The sequence below is a fragment of the Pseudomonas sp. GNP013 genome (assembly GCF_054343995.1).
In genome coordinates this window covers 3,866,992-3,882,861 of record NZ_JBTGUT010000001.1, presented here as the reverse complement: position 1 = coordinate 3,882,861, position 15,870 = coordinate 3,866,992, and the positions used below count along the sequence as shown (strand labels likewise).

Annotated in this window: 15 protein-coding genes; 4 read left to right on the top strand and 11 right to left on the bottom strand. The window is 60.0% G+C overall.

All coding sequences use genetic code 11. The features are described from left to right. Nucleotides 1–48: 48 nt before the first annotated feature. The 5 genes from ACXX81_RS17120 to ACXX81_RS17100 all read right to left on the bottom strand — a co-directional run bounded on the left by ACXX81_RS17120 (nt 49) and on the right by ACXX81_RS17100 (nt 6,371). Complete coding sequence (locus tag ACXX81_RS17120) at nt 49–975, bottom strand: glutamate/aspartate ABC transporter substrate-binding protein (protein WP_458572096.1); 927 nt, start codon at nt 973–975, stop codon at nt 49–51. A gap of 285 nt (nt 976–1,260) precedes the next feature. After that, complete coding sequence (gene glpD, locus ACXX81_RS17115; protein WP_209989250.1) at nt 1,261–2,796, bottom strand: glycerol-3-phosphate dehydrogenase; 1,536 nt, start codon at nt 2,794–2,796, stop codon at nt 1,261–1,263. 287 nt (nt 2,797–3,083) lie between these two features. Continuing rightward, nucleotides 3,084–3,839, bottom strand: a complete 756-nt coding sequence (locus ACXX81_RS17110) for a DeoR/GlpR family transcriptional regulator (protein ID WP_209989253.1) — start codon at nt 3,837–3,839, stop codon at nt 3,084–3,086. A gap of 95 nt (nt 3,840–3,934) precedes the next feature. Beyond that, nucleotides 3,935–5,440, bottom strand: coding sequence for a glycerol kinase GlpK (gene glpK / locus ACXX81_RS17105; protein ID WP_003231438.1), 1,506 nt, complete (start codon nt 5,438–5,440; stop codon nt 3,935–3,937). A gap of 76 nt (nt 5,441–5,516) precedes the next feature. Next, complete coding sequence (locus tag ACXX81_RS17100) at nt 5,517–6,371, bottom strand: MIP/aquaporin family protein (RefSeq protein WP_209989257.1); 855 nt, start codon at nt 6,369–6,371, stop codon at nt 5,517–5,519. 327 nt (nt 6,372–6,698) lie between these two features. Between ACXX81_RS17100 and ybaK the strand changes: the two genes are divergently transcribed. After that, nucleotides 6,699–7,169 (top strand): Cys-tRNA(Pro) deacylase, encoded by a 471-nt coding sequence (gene ybaK / locus ACXX81_RS17095; protein WP_231423652.1) that lies wholly within the window; start codon nt 6,699–6,701, stop codon nt 7,167–7,169. 47 nt (nt 7,170–7,216) lie between these two features. Here the strand turns inward: ybaK and ACXX81_RS17090 are convergent, their stop codons facing one another. Both ACXX81_RS17090 and argF read right to left on the bottom strand, forming a co-directional pair. Then, nucleotides 7,217–8,266 carry an ABC transporter ATP-binding protein gene (locus tag ACXX81_RS17090; RefSeq protein WP_209989263.1) on the bottom strand — a complete coding sequence of 350 codons (1,050 nt, stop codon included), beginning with the start codon at nt 8,264–8,266 and terminating at the stop codon, nt 7,217–7,219. Beyond that, nucleotides 8,263–9,183 (bottom strand): ornithine carbamoyltransferase, encoded by a 921-nt coding sequence (argF, locus tag ACXX81_RS17085; RefSeq protein ID WP_458572095.1) that lies wholly within the window; start codon nt 9,181–9,183, stop codon nt 8,263–8,265. The genes ACXX81_RS17090 and argF overlap by 4 nt, the downstream gene beginning before the upstream one ends. 435 nt (nt 9,184–9,618) lie before the next feature. Between argF and ACXX81_RS17080 the strand changes: the two genes are divergently transcribed. Together ACXX81_RS17080 and grxD are read left to right on the top strand one after the other, a co-directional pair. Next, nucleotides 9,619–11,727, top strand: coding sequence for a molybdopterin oxidoreductase family protein (locus ACXX81_RS17080; RefSeq protein ID WP_458572094.1), 2,109 nt, complete (start codon nt 9,619–9,621; stop codon nt 11,725–11,727). Nucleotides 11,728–11,813: 86 nt separating this feature from the next. Next, nucleotides 11,814–12,152, top strand: a complete 339-nt coding sequence (gene grxD, locus ACXX81_RS17075) for a Grx4 family monothiol glutaredoxin (RefSeq protein ID WP_057007688.1) — start codon at nt 11,814–11,816, stop codon at nt 12,150–12,152. A 68-nt stretch (nt 12,153–12,220) separates the two neighbouring features. Here grxD and bfr read toward each other — a convergent pair whose 3' ends face one another. Both bfr and ACXX81_RS17065 read right to left on the bottom strand, forming a co-directional pair. Beyond that, a complete protein-coding gene (bfr, locus tag ACXX81_RS17070) occupies nt 12,221–12,691 on the bottom strand; it encodes a bacterioferritin (protein WP_003231421.1) in 471 nt (156 codons plus the stop codon). 201 nt (nt 12,692–12,892) lie between these two features. Further along, on the bottom strand, nt 12,893–13,111 hold the full coding sequence (locus ACXX81_RS17065; protein ID WP_078047118.1) for a bacterioferritin-associated ferredoxin: 219 nt from the start codon (nt 13,109–13,111) through the stop codon (nt 12,893–12,895). Between the two features lie 243 nt (nt 13,112–13,354). On the opposite strand from ACXX81_RS17065, the gene ACXX81_RS17060 reads away from it, so the two are divergent. After that, nucleotides 13,355–13,957: a peroxiredoxin gene (locus ACXX81_RS17060; protein ID WP_003231418.1), complete on the top strand. Its 603-nt coding sequence runs from the start codon at nt 13,355–13,357 to the stop codon at nt 13,955–13,957. A 99-nt stretch (nt 13,958–14,056) separates the two neighbouring features. Here ACXX81_RS17060 and rnt read toward each other — a convergent pair whose 3' ends face one another. Next, on the bottom strand, nt 14,057–14,728 hold the full coding sequence (rnt, locus tag ACXX81_RS17055; RefSeq protein WP_003231417.1) for a ribonuclease T: 672 nt from the start codon (nt 14,726–14,728) through the stop codon (nt 14,057–14,059). Further along, nucleotides 14,725–15,771 (bottom strand): dihydroorotase, encoded by a 1,047-nt coding sequence (gene pyrC, locus ACXX81_RS17050; protein WP_209989279.1) that lies wholly within the window; start codon nt 15,769–15,771, stop codon nt 14,725–14,727. The genes rnt and pyrC overlap by 4 nt, the downstream gene beginning before the upstream one ends. Nucleotides 15,772–15,870 lie beyond the last annotated feature (99 nt).

Here is a 15,870-nt window from a genome sequence, read left to right as displayed (position 1 = left end):
ATGCCTGAGGGAGGGTGAACTCCCTCAGGCGATAAGGTTAGTTCAGTGTCAGATTTTTACGTCGGGCGCCGGCTTGTCGCTTGGGTTGGCGATCAGCTCTTTAACCTTGTCGCTCATCGGGAAGTTCAGGTTCAGGCCTTTGGGTGGGATCGGGCTTTCGAACCACTTGCTGTAGATCTTGTTGATCTCGCCGGATTTGAACAGGCCGACGATGGCGTCATCCACGGCTTTCTTGAAGTCCGGGTCGCCTTTGCGAACCATGCAGGCATAGGCTTCGAAGGATTGCGGCGTACCGGTGATGACCCAGTCGTCCGGCTTCTTGGCCTTGGCTTCTTCACCGGCCAGCAGCGCGTCGTCCATCATGAACGCAACGGCGCGGCCGCTTTCGAGCATCTGGAAGGATTCGCCGTGGTCCTTGGCGGAGATGACGTTCATGCCCATCTGCTTGTCGGCGTTCATCGCTTTGATGATGCGCTCGGACGTGGTGCCGGCGGTGGTCACGACGTTCTTGCCTTTGAGGTCGGCGAAATCACCGTAGGACGGCTTGCCATCCTTGTCTTTCTTGACCAGCAAGCGAGTGCCGATTTCGAAGATGTTGGTGGTGAAGTCGACTTGCTGGGCGCGTTCGGCGTTATTGGTGGTGGAGCCGCATTCCAGGTCCGCGGTGCCGTTCTGGATCAGCGGAATACGGGTTTGCGAGGTGACCAGGTTGTACTTGGCCTTCAGGTCGGGTTTGTTCAGGTCTTTTTTCAGGGCTTCAACGATAGCCAGCTGAATGTCGTGGGAGTAGCCCACAGGTTTGCCCGAGCCATCTGCGATGTAGGAAAACGGAATTGAGCTGTCGCGGTGCGCGAGTGTGATGGTGCCGGAGTCGTTGATTTTCTTCAGCGTGCCGGTGAGTTCGGCGGCGAACACTGGAGTGCTGATCAGAGCAGCAGCGATAGCTGCGCCCAGGATATGGGGAACGATGCGCATCATTACTTCCTCGACATTTGTTTTTTTTATGAAGCCGGATAGGCGGCTCTCTTGTACGGCGAATGCCCATAACGGCTGCTGGGAGGCCCTGGGCAATCGTTGGGAAGTGTAGAGCATGAGTCGTGCCAGTCAGCGGTTAAAAGATTAATGCGCTGATTTGTATAGGAATTAACTTTATGTGACAGCGGATTTGCCAAGTGTGAGTACGGCAAACCGAATGGGGGAGGGAGATGGTGTTCGGAAAACCGAATGGTATGGGAGCGAGCAGGCTCGCTCCCATACAGGTCAGGCGGCTTCGATCTTGCGGTTTTGCTCGACCTTGGACAGATAACGCTGCAGCTTTTCCTGTTCTTCCGGGGTGGTGAACAGGCCAAGTTTGGTGCGGCGCCACAGTACATCCTGTGGCTGGGTCGCCCATTCTTCTGCACACAGGTAATCGACTTCGCGGGTATACAGGCCGCCACCCAGGTGTTCGCCCAGGTCTGCCAGCGACTGCACGCCTTCCAGCAGACGCCAGGTGCGGCTGCCGTAGGTCACGGACCAACGGCGGGCGATTTCGCCTGGCACCCAGTCGAATTTATTAAGAATGGCGTCTGCCAGGGCTTGCGGCGTGGTCATGTCCTCACCGCCCGGCAGGCTGGCGGTGGCGGTCCAGCTTGGGCGCATCTGCGCGAAATAAGGTGCTAACTGGGCCATGGCCGACTCAGCCAGCTTGCGATAGGTGGTCAGCTTGCCGCCGAACACCGACAAAATCGGCGCCTCACCGGTGCCGCCGGACAGCGACAGGGTGTAATCGCGGGTGATGGCCGATGGGTTGTCCGACTCGTCGTTGCACAGCGGGCGCACGCCGGAGTAGGTGTGGACGATGTCGTCGCGGCTCAGTTGTTTCTTGAAGTGCGCGTTGACCACCTTGAGCATGTAGTCGGTTTCGCCTTCGGTCACTGCCACCTTGGCCGGATCGCCGGTGTATTCACGGTCGGTAGTGCCGATGATGGTCAGGTCGTTCAGGTACGGAATAGTGAAGACGATGCGCTGGTCTTCGTTCTGCAAGATGTGTGCGTGGGCGCCTTCATAGAGCTTGGGCACGATCAGATGGCTGCCCTGGATCAGGCGGATGCCGTACGGCGAATCCAGCTTGAGGTCGTCGCGGATGAACTTGGCGACCCATGGGCCAGCGGCATTCACCAGCGCCCTGGCGCGAATCGAGAACAGACTGCCGTCGGCGCGCTCCATGTTCATTTCCCACACACCCTGGCTGCGGTGTGCGCTGACACAACGGGTCTGGGTGTGGATATGCGCACCTTTCTCCCGTGCGGCCATGGCGTTGAGTACCACCAGGCGGGCGTCGTCGACCCAGCAATCGGAATATTCGAAGCCTTTGGTGATTTCGCTTTTCAGCGGGCTGTCGGCGCCGAAGGTGAGGCTCTTGGATCCGGCGAGCTTCTCGCGCTTGCCCAGGTGGTCGTACAGGAACAGGCCGGCACGAATCATCCACGCCGGGCGCAGGTGCGGGCGGTGCGGTAGCACGAAGCGCATCTGTTTGACGATGTGCGGCGCCTTGGCCAGCAGTACTTCACGTTCGGCCAGCGCTTCGCGCACCAGACGGAACTCATAGTGTTCAAGGTAGCGCAGGCCACCGTGAATCAGTTTGCTGCTGGCCGAAGAGGTGTGGCTGGCCAGGTCGTCCTTTTCGCAAAGGAATACCGACAAACCGCGCCCGGCTGCGTCTGCTGCGATCCCGACGCCATTGATCCCGCCACCGATTACGGCAACGTCATAGACTTCGGCAAGGGGTGGAGCAGGCAAGGTAGAAGGGTTCATCGGCTGGCCTCGCAATCTTTTCGTATTGGAATTCGAACATTAATGTTCATTTGCGAAAATGGTAGCTGATAAACGCGGGCACAGCCAGTCGAATTCGATTGAAAAAACTCATCGAAGGACGGGGAAGGGAAAATTTGTGAACATTCGCCTGGGGAAGGGCTTAACAAAAAGGTAACTGTCGGATTGTCATCGGGAGCAAGCCCCCTCCCCATGTTGACCGCATTCCTTCTATTGGAAACGGGTCAAGTGTGGGAGGGCGCTTGCTGCCGATGGCGGCGGTCCTGGCGCTACACCACTTCCAGCCTGACCTTGTGCTCATTTAACAACTGCACCAACGCCGGCACCGGCTGCTGATCGGTCACCAGACAGTCCACCAGGCTGATCGGCCCCAGGCGAATCATGGCATTGCGCCCGAACTTGCTGGAGTCCGCCGCCAGGATTACCTTGCGTGCATTGGCGATGATCGCCTGCGACACCCGCACTTCCTGGTAATCGAAGTCCAGCAGGCTGCCGTCTTCGTCAATCCCACTGATACCCACCAGGGCGAAGTCGACCTTGAACTGGTTGATGAAATCCACACTGGCCTGGCCCACTACGCCGCCGTCACGGCGCACGTTGCCGCCGGTCAACAGCACGTCAAAGTCGTCCTTGGCGCTGAGCATGGTGGCGACATTGAGGTTGTTGGTGATGATTTTCAGGTGGTTGTGATTGAGCAGCGCACGGGCGATGGATTCGGTGGTAGTGCCGATGTTGATGAACAGCGAGGCATGATCGGGGATTTGCGCGGCGATGGCTTCGCCGATGCGCAGTTTCTCGTCGCGCATCTGGTCGGCCCGCATAGCGTAGGCGGTGTTTTCGACGCTGGAATCATAGGCTGCGCCGCCGTGGTAGCGGCGCAACAGGTTGGCATCCGCCAGTTGGTTGATATCGCGGCGGATGGTTTGCGGGGTGACAACGAACAACTGCGCCATTTCCTCGATACTGACATAGCCGCGTTCGCGGACCAGTTCGAGGATTTGTTGCTGGCGGGGAGGCAGATTCATGGGGCGTCCTTTGGGCTGCCATACAAAAGTGGCCCATGATGACGCAGGAATCCGCTCCCTGCCAGTTACAACCCCAAGAGGGACCGGCGCCCGGCTTATTCGGCGCCTTCGTGCGGCTCCCAGTCGCGGGTGCGGCTTACCGCTTTCTGCCAGCCGGCGTAGAGTTTCTCTTTGGCGGCTTCATCCAGTTGCGGTTCGAATTCGCGCTCGATCACCGCCTTGCCGCGCAGTTCGTCCAGGCTGCTCCAGAAACCGCAGGCCAGGCCCGCCAGGTAAGCGGCACCCAGAGCCGTGGTTTCACGCATTTGCGGGCGCTCCACCTGGGTGCCGAGGATGTCGGCCTGGAACTGCATCAGGAAGTTGTTGGCCACTGCGCCACCGTCCACGCGCAGGGCCTTGAGGCGTTCGCCCGAGTCCTGCTGCATGGCGTCGAGCACGTCGCGGGTCTGGTAGGCAATCGACTCGAGGGCTGCACGAATGATGTGGTCCACGCGTACGCCACGGGTCAGGCCGAACAGTGCGCCACGGGCATACGGGTCCCAGTACGGCGCGCCCAGGCCGGTGAAGGCGGGCACCAGGTACACGCCGTTGCTGTCCTTGACCTTGCCGGCAAAGTATTCGGTGTCGGTGGCGTCGGCGATGATTTTCAGTTCATCACGCAGCCATTGCACGGTCGAGCCGCCGTTGAACACAGCGCCTTCGAGGGCGTAAGCCACTTCGCCACGCGGGCCGCAGGCGATGGTGGTGAGCATGCCGTGCTTGGATTTGACCGCCTTGTCGCCGGTGTTCATCAGCAGGAAGCAGCCGGTGCCGTAGGTGTTCTTGGCCTGGCCGGGCTCCACACACATCTGGCCGAACAGCGCCGCTTGCTGGTCACCGGCGATGCCGCCGATGGCGATGCCGCTTTTGGTGCGGCCATAGATTTCCGACGACGATTTCACTTCCGGCAGCATCTCGCGCGGTACGTCGAGAATCTCCAGCATCTTCGCGTCCCACTCCAGGGTGTGGATGTTGAAGAGCATGGTGCGCGAGGCGTTGGTGTAGTCGGTGACGTGGGTTTTGCCGCCGGTAAATTTCCAGATCAGCCAGCTGTCGATGGTGCCGAACAGCAGTTCGCCGTTGCGCGCACGCTCGCGGCTGCCTTCAACGTTGTCGAGGATCCACTTGAGCTTGGTGCCGGAGAAGTACGGGTCGGTGACCAGGCCGGTGGCGTCGTTGATGTATTGCTCGTGGCCGTCGCGCTTGAGCTGCTGGCAGATCTCGGTGCTGCGGCGGCACTGCCAGACGATGGCGTTGTAGATCGGGCGGCCGGTGTTCTTGTCCCACACCACGGTGGTTTCACGCTGGTTGGTAATACCGATGGCGGCGACCTGGTCATGGTGCAGGCCGGCCTGTGCCAGGGCTTCGACCATCACCGCGCTCTGGGTGGCAAAAATTTCCATCGGGTCATGCTCAACCCAGCCGGCTTGCGGGTAATGCTGGGTAAACTCGCGCTGGGCGGTGCACACCACGTTGGCGTCACGATCGAAGATGATCGCTCGCGAACTGGTGGTGCCCTGGTCGAGGGCAATGATGTAGTTCTTATTCTGAATGTCGGTCATGTCGATTGCCTTGTACGAAAAAGGGAAGTCGGAAGTCAGCCTGGGCCGCAAAGGGCAGGGGACCAGGCCGGCGCTTTCAGGAAATACGCGTGTTGCCGTTGACAGCCGTGTCAGGTGTTTCAGCTACAGCAGGGACGGCGCTCGGCAGGTGACGGGCGATCAGCCCGCGGTAGGCCGCAGCACCCAGGCATGCGCCGACAATCGGCGCGAAAATCGGCACCAGGAAATAGGGAATGTCGCGACCGCCGGTGAAGGCTATTTCACCCCAGCCGGCGAAAAAGGTCATCAGCTTGGGCCCGAAATCCCGCGCCGGGTTCATCGCAAAGCCGGTCAGCGGGCCCATGGCGCTGCCGATCACCGCAATCAGCAGGCCGATCAGCAGGGGGGCGAGGGGGCCGCGTGGCAGGCCGTTGTTGTCGTCGGTCAGGGCCATGATCACGCCCATCAGGATGGCGGTGATGACCATCTCCACCAGGAACGCCTGGGCCGTGCTCAACAGGGCATGGGGGTAGGTGGAGAACACCGAGGCCAATTCCAGGCTGGCTTGGGTGCCGCGCACCAGATGGTGGGTTTGTTCGTAATCGAAAAACAGGTTGCTGTAGAGCGTGTACACCAGCGCTGCGGAACAGAAGGCGCCGGCGACCTGGGCGAGGATATAGAAAGGCAGTTTGCGCTTTTCGAAATCGGCAAACAGGCACAGGGCGATGCTGACCGCCGGGTTGAGGTGGGCCCCGGAAATACCGGCGGTGAGGTAGATCGCCATGCTGACGCCGATCCCCCAGATGATGCTGATTTCCCATAAACCGAAGCTGGCACCTGCGACCTTGAGCGCAGCGACGCAACCGGTACCGAAGAAGATGAGCAGCGCGGTGCCGAGGAATTCGGCCATGCATTGGCTCGAAAGTGAAGGCTGTTGAAGAGCAGTTGTCATGGAAAACCTCATTTGTTGTTCTTGTCTGGCGTACGGCCTCGTTGGGCCTTGCGCGATTTTCACCAATGACGAGGATCCCCATCCACGCCACGGCTTACTGCTTGAATACTGCGGAAACCATTCCTACAGCATTCGGAAACGAAAAAATATAGACAAGAATGACGGCTGTCAAAGGTCGAAAGTGAACTGTCAGTCATTTTCCAACTATTGGTCTGATGAATGATCATGCTTGTGACAGCATTTATTAGGGCAAGCGTGGCCCACGCTAGAGCGTTTTACGTGGGCTTGGCTTAACATCGGCCATCTGTTTGCCTGACCGGAGACATCATGACCCCCGCATTGGACCTGCTGAAGAAAGTTCGCGCCGAACATCGCATCCACAGTTACGAGCACGATCCCAAGTCGGCGTCATATGGTCTGGAGGCCGCAGAAAAATTGGGCCTCGACCCGGCGCGGGTGTTCAAGACCCTGCTGGCCAGCACTGAAAAGGGTGAGTTGCTGGTGGCGGTGGTGCCGGTCGTCGGAAGCCTGGACCTCAAGGCCCTGGCGCAGGCGGCGGGCGCGAAAAAAGTCGAAATGGCCGACCCGGCGGCGGCGCAGCGCGCTACTGGCTATTTGCTGGGGGGGATCAGCCCGTTGGGGCAGAAAAAGCGCTTACGCACGTTTATCGATGTGACGGCGCAGCCGCTCGAGACGATTTTTGTGAGTGCGGGGAGGCGAGGCCTGGAAGTGGAATTGACAGCTTCGGCGCTGGCTGAAAACACTCAGGCCACCTTCGCCCCGATTGGCAGAATATGATGTCGGGGCACTGAAAATCCAAGGTGGGAGCAAGCTCCCTTGCACTTTCAGCGTGCTGCCTGAAACAGCACCAGATGTTCTGCCGCAACCCGAATGCCTACATCCACGCCCACCTGATGGTCCGCATGGCTGGGGAAAATCGATTCCAGCTGCGCACCGGTGGGCAACTGCAGACGGTAGAGCGTCGAGGCGCCGAGGAAAGTCTTGCCGATAATCCGCGCTTTGAGGGCGCTGTCCGGCGCATGGACGATATCGTCCGGACGCAGCAACACCTCCACCGCTCCCCCCGCAGGCCAGGTGTAGGCGCGGTTGCCGCGCAGCTCACCCAGTTCGGTGTGCACGGACTCCGGCGAGCTCAATTGGCCACGGATGAAGTAACCCTGGCCGATAAAGCTGGCGACGTAAGGGGTCTGCGGTTCGTGATAAAGGTTGTAAGGCGTATCCCACTGTTCCAGCCGGCCTTCCTTGAACACGCCCACCTGATCGCTCACGGCAAAGGCTTCTTCCTGATCATGGGTGACCAGGATCGCACTGGTGCCGCGTGCCTTGAGAATCTCGCGCACTTCATGGCTGAGCTTGCGCCGCAGTTCGCCATCGAGGTTGGAGAAGGGCTCATCGAGCAACAGCAGTTGCGGCTCCGGCGCCAGGGCGCGGGCGAGGGCGACGCGTTGTTGCTGGCCGCCGGAGAGTTCGTGGGGGAAGCGCTTGCCCAGGTTCTTCAGGTTGACCAGTTCCAGCAGTTCGGCAACCACGCGGTCTTTGTGCGGGTGCTTGCGAATGCCGAACGCAATGTTGTCGGCCACGCTGAGGTGGGGAAACAGTGCGTAGTCCTGAAACACCATGCCGATACGACGTTTCTCCGGTGCCAGGGTGAAACCGGCGCTGGAGATGACTTCACCGGCCAGGCTGATCTCACCTTCGTGCACCGGTTCGAACCCGGCAATCGCTCGCAGCGTGGTGGTCTTGCCGCAACCCGAGGACCCGAGCAGGCAACCGATATCGCCGGCATTGAGGTGCAGATTGAGGTTCTGCACCACCCGTTGATCGTGATAACCGCATGCCAGATTGCGCAGGTTCAGCAGTAGGGGCTGGCTCATGCGTGGTGGTACGACGGCGGCACAAGAAATTCGAGCAGGGCCTTTTGCGCGTGCAGGCGGTTTTCGGCCTGGTCCCACGCCACCGAGCGCTGATCGTCGAGCAGGTCGAGGCTGATTTCCTCGCCACGGTGCGCCGGCAGGCAATGCATGAACAGCACATCGGGCGCGGCCAGGTCGAGCAGGGCGCGGGTGACCTGGTACGGCGCGAACCGGGCCAGGCGCTTGGCGGTTTCTTCTTCCTGACCCATGGAGGTCCACACGTCGGTGCTCACCAGATGCGCGCCGGCCACGGCTTCACGCGGGTCGCGCACGAGGGTGACGCGGCTTCCGGCTTGTTCGAGGAAGCGCGCGTCAGGCTCGTAGCCTTCAGGGCAGGCAACACGCAGCTGGAAGTCGAACTGGATCGCCGCTTCTATATAGCTGTTGCACATGTTGTTGCCATCGCCGATCCAGGCCGCGGTCTTGCCCTGGATCGAGCCACGATGCTCAAGAAAGGTTTGCATGTCGGCCAGCAACTGGCAGGGGTGCAGGTCGTCGGACAGGCCGTTGATCACCGGCACCCGCGAGTTGGCGGAAAATTCGGTCACGGTACTGTGGGCAAAGGTACGGATCATCACGGCGTCGAGCATGCTCGACATGACGATGGCGCTATCGGCGACGGTCTCGCCTCGGCCCAGTTGCGTATCGCGCGATGACAAAAAGATGGCCTGGCCACCCAGTTGAATCATGCCGGCTTCGAACGACACGCGGGTGCGGGTCGATGACTTCTCGAAAATCATGCCGAGCACGCGGTTTTTCAAAGGCTCGAACAGTACGCCGCGGTTACGCAGGTCTTTAAGCTCAATGCCTCGACGGATCACGCCGACCAGCTCTTCGGGCGTGCAATCCATCAGGGAGAGAAAGTGCCTAGCGCTCATCATTAACTACCTTTTGCAACAGACCGCAGATACTCAAAGCCTTGTTTATTGTGACAACGGGCGAGACCTGCGGCGAAAGCCGCACGGGGCGACGAAATAGGGGAAGGCGCGATCTTATAATTAAATGTCGCGTCTTACCAATAGGGCTACGGTTTTTAAGGGTGTTCAGCGGGGCGTCAATGCGCGTTTGAAAACAACTTCCTGACAGCAGCGGGCCATTTGTACACTGGCGCCGTAACCTTTTGCAATGCGCGGCGGCGGGGCCAGGCCAGGCTGCGTCGGTTTTCTGCGACGATGCGTGCACCGTTGAAACATTTGCTCACGCTCTCGGCCATGGCCTGGCCTGATGCCAGTCGATTCATGCCGCGAAGGTTACTGGTGCCAAGGTTCCCGGCGGCCCATAGTTGCCCCAAAGCCCCTATAAAGAGACTGGCCATGACCAAGACTCTCCACCACCGTGCCTGCCATCTGTGTGAAGCCATTTGCGGTCTGACCCTGGAAACCACCCAGGCCGACGACGGCAGCCTGGCGATCACGTCCATCAAGGGCGACGCCGAGGACAGCTTCAGCCGTGGGCACATCTGCCCCAAGGCCGTGGCGTTGCAGGATATCCAGAATGACCCGGACCGCCTGCATCAGCCCATGCTGCGCGTCGGCAGCCAATGGCAACCGATCCCGTGGGAAGATGCCTTCGCGCTGGTGGCTGAACGTCTGTCAGGCATTCAGGCGCGTCATGGCCAGAACGCGGTGGCGGTCTACCAGGGCAACCCGAGCGTGCACAATTATGGGCTGATGACCCACAGTAACTATTTCCTGGGGCTGTTGAAGACGCGCAATCGGTTTTCCGCGACCTCAGTGGATCAACTGCCCCATCACCTCACCAGCCACCTGATGTACGGCCACGGCCTGTTGCTGCCGATCCCGGACATCGACCACACCGATTTCATGCTGATCCTCGGTGGCAATCCGTTGGCCTCCAACGGCAGCATCATGACCGTGCCGGATGTGGAAAAACGCCTCAAGGCCATCCAGGCCCGGGGCGGCAAAGTGGTGGTGGTCGACCCTCGGCGCAGCGAGACGGCGGCGATAGCGGACCAGCATCTGTTCGTGCGGCCTGGCGGTGACGCGGCGCTGCTGTTCGGCCTGCTCAACACCCTGTTTACCGAGAACCTGACCCGTACCAGCCATTTGCCGGTAGCCGGCCTTGAGGAAGTGCGCCGCGCCATTGCCGGGTTTACCGCCGAGGCCATGAGCAGCCAGTGTGCCGTGCCCGCTGAACAGATCCGTCAGTTGGCGCGTGATTTTGCCGCCGCGGACAAAGCGGTGTGCTATGGGCGCATGGGGGTGTCGACCCAGGCGTTTGGCACGCTGTGTCATTGGCTGGTGCAGTTGATCAACCTGGTGACCGGCAATCTCGACCGGGTGGGCGGCGCGCTGTGCACCACGCCGGCCGTCGACCTGGTGGCGTCCACTGGTGGCGGGCATTTCAATCGCTGGCAGAGCCGCGTGTCCGGGCGTCCGGAGTATGGTGGTGAATTACCCGTGTCGGCCCTGGCGCAAGAGATGCTTACTGCAGGCGAAGGGCAAATCCGCGCGCTGGTGACGGTGGCGGGCAACCCGGTGCTGTCCACGCCCAATGGCCGCCAGTTGGAGCAGGCGCTGGAGGGGCTGGAGTTCATGGTCAGTGTCGACCTGTATATCAACGAGACCACGCGCTATGCCGACCTGATTCTGCCGTCCACTTCGGCGCTGGAGAATGATCACTACGACACCACGTTCAATATGTTCGCGGTGCGCAACGTCACCCGTTTCAATCGCGCGATCCTGCCCAAGCCGGCGGGCGCTCTGCATGACTGGGAGATTTTTGTCGGTTTGGCCAAGGCCTTTGCCGCGCAGACCGGCGTGGTGCTCAAGCCGACGGTGGCGCCGGCGCAGATGATCGATGCCGGCCTGCGCGCCGGGACTTATGGTGATGCCTCCGGTCACAAGCTGTCGGTGGCGATGCTGGCGGACCATCCCCACGGACTGGACCTGGGGCCACTGGCGGCCAACCTTGCTGCGCGCTTGAAAACCGCGGATGGCAAGGTGCAGGCAGCACCGGCGGTGATCCTTGCCGACCTCGTGCGCTTTGCGGCACAACCGGCGCCTGTGGCTGACGAGCTGCTGCTGATCGGCCGTCGCCATGTGCGCAGCAACAATTCGTGGATGCATAACTATCACCGGCTGGTGAAGGGCAAGCCACGGCACCAGTTGCATATGCACCCCGAGGATCTGGCGAGCCGGCAGTTGACTGATGGCCAGCGCGTGCGCGTCAGTTCGCGCATCGGCATGATCGAAGTTGAAGTGCTCGCCAGTCTGGAGATGATGCCTGGGGTGGTCAGCCTGCCCCACGGTTGGGGCCATGGCCGCCCGGGCGTGCGGATGACAATCGCCAGCAGCCAGCCGGGAGCGAGTGCCAATGACTTGACTGACGAACGGCAGTTGGATGAATTGTCCGGCAATGCCGCATTGAACGGAGTGCCGGTGCAGGTAGCGGCCGCATAAGGAGCCTGAGCATTGTGCCGGGATTTTGCGTTACAATGCGCCACCGTGCCGACCTGTGAGTCGCAAAGTTCCAGCCGAGGTGTTCCATGGATATCATCGAAACGATCAAAGAGCAGATTGCCAACAACACCATCCTGCTTTACATGAAAGGTGCACCGAACGCGCCTCAGTGCGGTTTCTCCGCGAAGGCATCCCAGGCCATCATGGCGTGCGGCGAGAAGTTCGCCTACGTGGATATCCTGCAGAATCCTGAAATCCGCGCCAACCTGCCCAAGTACGCCAACTGGCCTACCTTCCCGCAACTGTGGGTAGCTGGCGAACTGGTCGGCGGCAGTGACATCATCACTGAAATGGCAGCGGACGGTTCGTTGCAGGCGCTGGTCAAAGATGCAGCAGCCAATGCGGCGGCCAAGACCGACGCTTGATTGGCCCGCAATAAAAAGCCCCGCTTCTCGAAAGAGAGCGGGGCTTTTTTGTACCTGCGTGGTGTGGGTTATTCGCCCATCTGCGACTGCAGGTAATTCTCCAGGCTGACTTTGACGATCAGGCCCAGTTGGGTCTCCAGCCAGTCGATGTGCTCTTCCTGGTCTTCCAGAATGTCTTCCAGAAGCTCACGGCTGCCGAAGTCACCGTGGGTTTCGCAGTGGGCAATGGCGGCCTTGAGGTCGCTGTGGCTCTTGCGCTCAAAGCCCAGGTCGCTGTTGAGCATTTCCTGGGTGTGTTCGCCGATGTTCAGCTTGCCCAGGTCCTGCACGTTCGGCAGACCTTCCAGGAACAGGATGCGCTTGATCAGCGCATCGGCGTCCTTCATGGCCTTGATCGACTCTTTGTATTCGCGCTTGCCGAGCTTTTCCAGGCCCCAATCGTCGTACATGCGGGCATGCAGAAAGTACTGATTGATCGCGACCAGTTCATTGGCAAGGATTTTGTTGAGTTGCTGGATGACTGAGATGTCGCCTTTCATGACTGGGGTCCTGCCCTGTAATAGCTGTGTATAAGGCAGAGTTTGAGCGGCGGAAACCTTAGTGTCAAACCTAAGTTATTGAATAATAAATGAAAATTAATCGGAATAAGAATGTTTGTGTTCCGCGTCTTGGCGCTAACTAATTGAATTACAGGCATAAAAAAACCGGACTTCGGGTCCGGTTCTTTAAAACACGCCTATTTAAGCGTGTGTAAATTCTGCTGAGTAGGGGAGCGCGCTTTGCGCTGTCTGCAGTTGGGTCAGCGTTTCCCGTACCACTTGCTTGGCGAGGCAGGCACATTTACCACACTGGCTGGCAACGCCGGTGGTTTCGCGCACTTCCTTGTAGCTGCAGCAACCTTCATAGATTGCTTCGCGGATTTGTCCGTCGGTGACGCCAGTACAAAGGCACACATACATAGGGAGAACCATCGCGGTGTGAGGCTTGAATGCGTTGGATCTTAATGTTAACGAGAATGATTGTCAAAGTACATTCACAGGGTATTTCCCGGCGCGGCGCCCGCGCTGACGAACGGTTTTTTCAGTGTATGATGCTCGGTCTTCACGAAGCGTGACTGCGTCACAGCTCTGTCGCTTGAACGCGGCAGACTCAAGGCCGGTCCTGTTACTTCAATCTTCACCCTTAACATCAGGAGATACCCAATGAGCGTACTCGTCGGCAAACAAGCCCCGGATTTCGACGTACCTGCCGTGCTCGGCAATGGCGAAATCGTAGACAGCTTCAAGCTGTCTGAAGCCATCAAAGGCAAATACGGCCTGGTGTTCTTCTACCCGTTGGACTTCACCTTCGTCTGCCCGTCCGAGCTGATCGCTCTGGACCACCGCATGGACGATTTCAAGGCGCGCAACGTTGAAGTGGTTGCCGTGTCCATCGACTCCCATTTCACCCACAACGCGTGGCGCAACACGGCCATCAACGATGGCGGCATCGGCAAAGTCAAATACACCATGGCTGCCGACATGAAGCACGAGATTGCCAAGGCCTACGACGTTGAATCCGAAGGCGGCGTGGCGTTCCGTGGCGCGTTCCTGATCGACGACAAGGGCGTTGTGCGCTCGCAGATCATCAACGATCTGCCGCTGGGGCGTAACATGGAAGAGCTGATCCGCCTGGTCGACGCGCTGCAGTTCCACGAAGAGCACGGTGAAGTCTGCCCTGCCAACTGGAAAAAAGGCGACAAGGGCATGACCGCTTCCACCGAAGGTGTTGCGGCTTACCTGACCGAGAACGCCGGCAAGCTGTAAGCCGAATTCGAGGTACAAAAAAACCGGCCTGTGAGGGCCGGTTTTTTTATGCATGCATGGGAAATGGCTTTTGTCGGAGTGGGCTTGCTGCCACCCGTCTCAGTCGCCGAAGTCTTCCCAGCCGCCCATCTGCTTCCAGCGGTTAACGATGCCGCAGAACAGCTCGGCGGTCTTCTCGGTGTCGTAGCGCGCCGAGTGAGCCTCGCGGCCGTCAAAGTCGATACCGGCGGCCTGGCAGGCCTTGGCCAATACCGTTTGACCATAGGCCAGGCCGGCGAGGGTGGCGGTGTCGAAGCTGGAGAAGGGGTGAAACGGGTTACGCTTCATGTCCAGGCGCGCCACGGCGGCGTTGAGGAAGCCCAGGTCGAAGCTGCTGTTGTGGCCAACCAGGATCGCGCGTTTGCAGCCATTGGCTTTCAATGCCTTGCGTACGCCACGGAAGATATCGGTCAGCGCCGCTTCTTCACTGACCGCCATGCGCAGCGGATGGTCGAGCTTGATTCCGGTGAACTCCAGGGCGGCCGCTTCGATGTTCGCGCCTTCGAACGGCTCGACGCGGAAGAAATGCGTGTGTTCGGCAAACACGAAACCCTGCTCATCCATGCCGATGGTGGTGGCGGCAATTTCCAGCAAGGCGTCGGTGGCGCAGTTGAAGCCACCGGTCTCTACGTCGATGACAACCGGCAGATAGCCGCGAAACCGCTCGGCCATCGGATGGCGAGAGCCGCCACCGCTGTGCTCGTGTTCGTCGTCGTAATGGTCTTCACTCACTTGCTTTCCTCCAGCAGGCGCCAGCGCAGTGTTTCACCGGCGCGCAGCGGGATTACGGTCAGCTCGCCAAACGGCAGGCTGGCAGGGGCGGTCCAGTCTTCGCGGACCAGGGTGATGCGGTCGGTATTGGCCGGCAGGCCGTAAAAGCGCGGGCCATTGAGGCTGGCGAACGCTTCGAGCTTGTCCAGCGCATTGCGTTGTTCGAAAGCTTCGGCGTACAGCTCGATGGCAGCAAATGCGGTGTAGCAACCGGCGCAGCCGCAGGCGGCTTCCTTGGCATGCTGGGCGTGGGGCGCCGAGTCGGTGCCGAGGAAGAACTTCGGGCTGCCACTGGTGGCGGCGTCCAGCAAGGCGACCTGATGGGTGTTGCGCTTGAGGATCGGCAGGCAATAGAAGTGCGGTCGAATCCCGCCCACCAGCATGTGGTTGCGGTTGTACAGCAGGTGATGGGCGGTGATGGTCGCGCCGACGTTTTCCGAGGCTTCGGTGACGAACTGCACGGCATCAGCGGTGGTGATGTGCTCGAACACTACCTTGAGGGTCGGGAACAGCTCGACCACGCGACGCATGTGCTCGTCGATGAAGATCTTCTCGCGGTCGAACACATCCACGTCGCCACGGGTGACTTCACCGTGGATCAACAATGGCATGCCGACCTCTGCCATGGCTTCGATGGCCGGCAGAATCTTGTCGATGCTGGTCACGCCGGAGTCGGAGTTGGTGGTGGCGCCCGCCGGATACAGCTTGGCGGCGTACACAAAACCGCTGGCACGGGCTTCGCGAATTTCTTCAGGCTGGGTGCGGTCGGTGAGGTAGAGCACCATCAACGGTTCGAAGTGGCTGCCGGCCGGTCGTGCAGCGAGGATGCGCTGGCGATAGGCGTCGGCTTGCGCGGCATTGCGCACCGGAGGTACCAGATTGGGCATGATGATGGCGCGGCCAAACGTGCGCGCTACATCGGCCACGGTGTGGGGTAACGCAGCACCATCGCGAAGATGAATATGCCAGTCGTCGGGACGCAGCAGGGTCAGGCGGTCGGACATTGGGAATTCCAGGCGGGTCAATCTGGTGGGAATGCTACCGGAAAAGACTGTTGCAGGCACTCGCTATCAAGTTTTGCAGGATGCGACCGATAGCTGGGG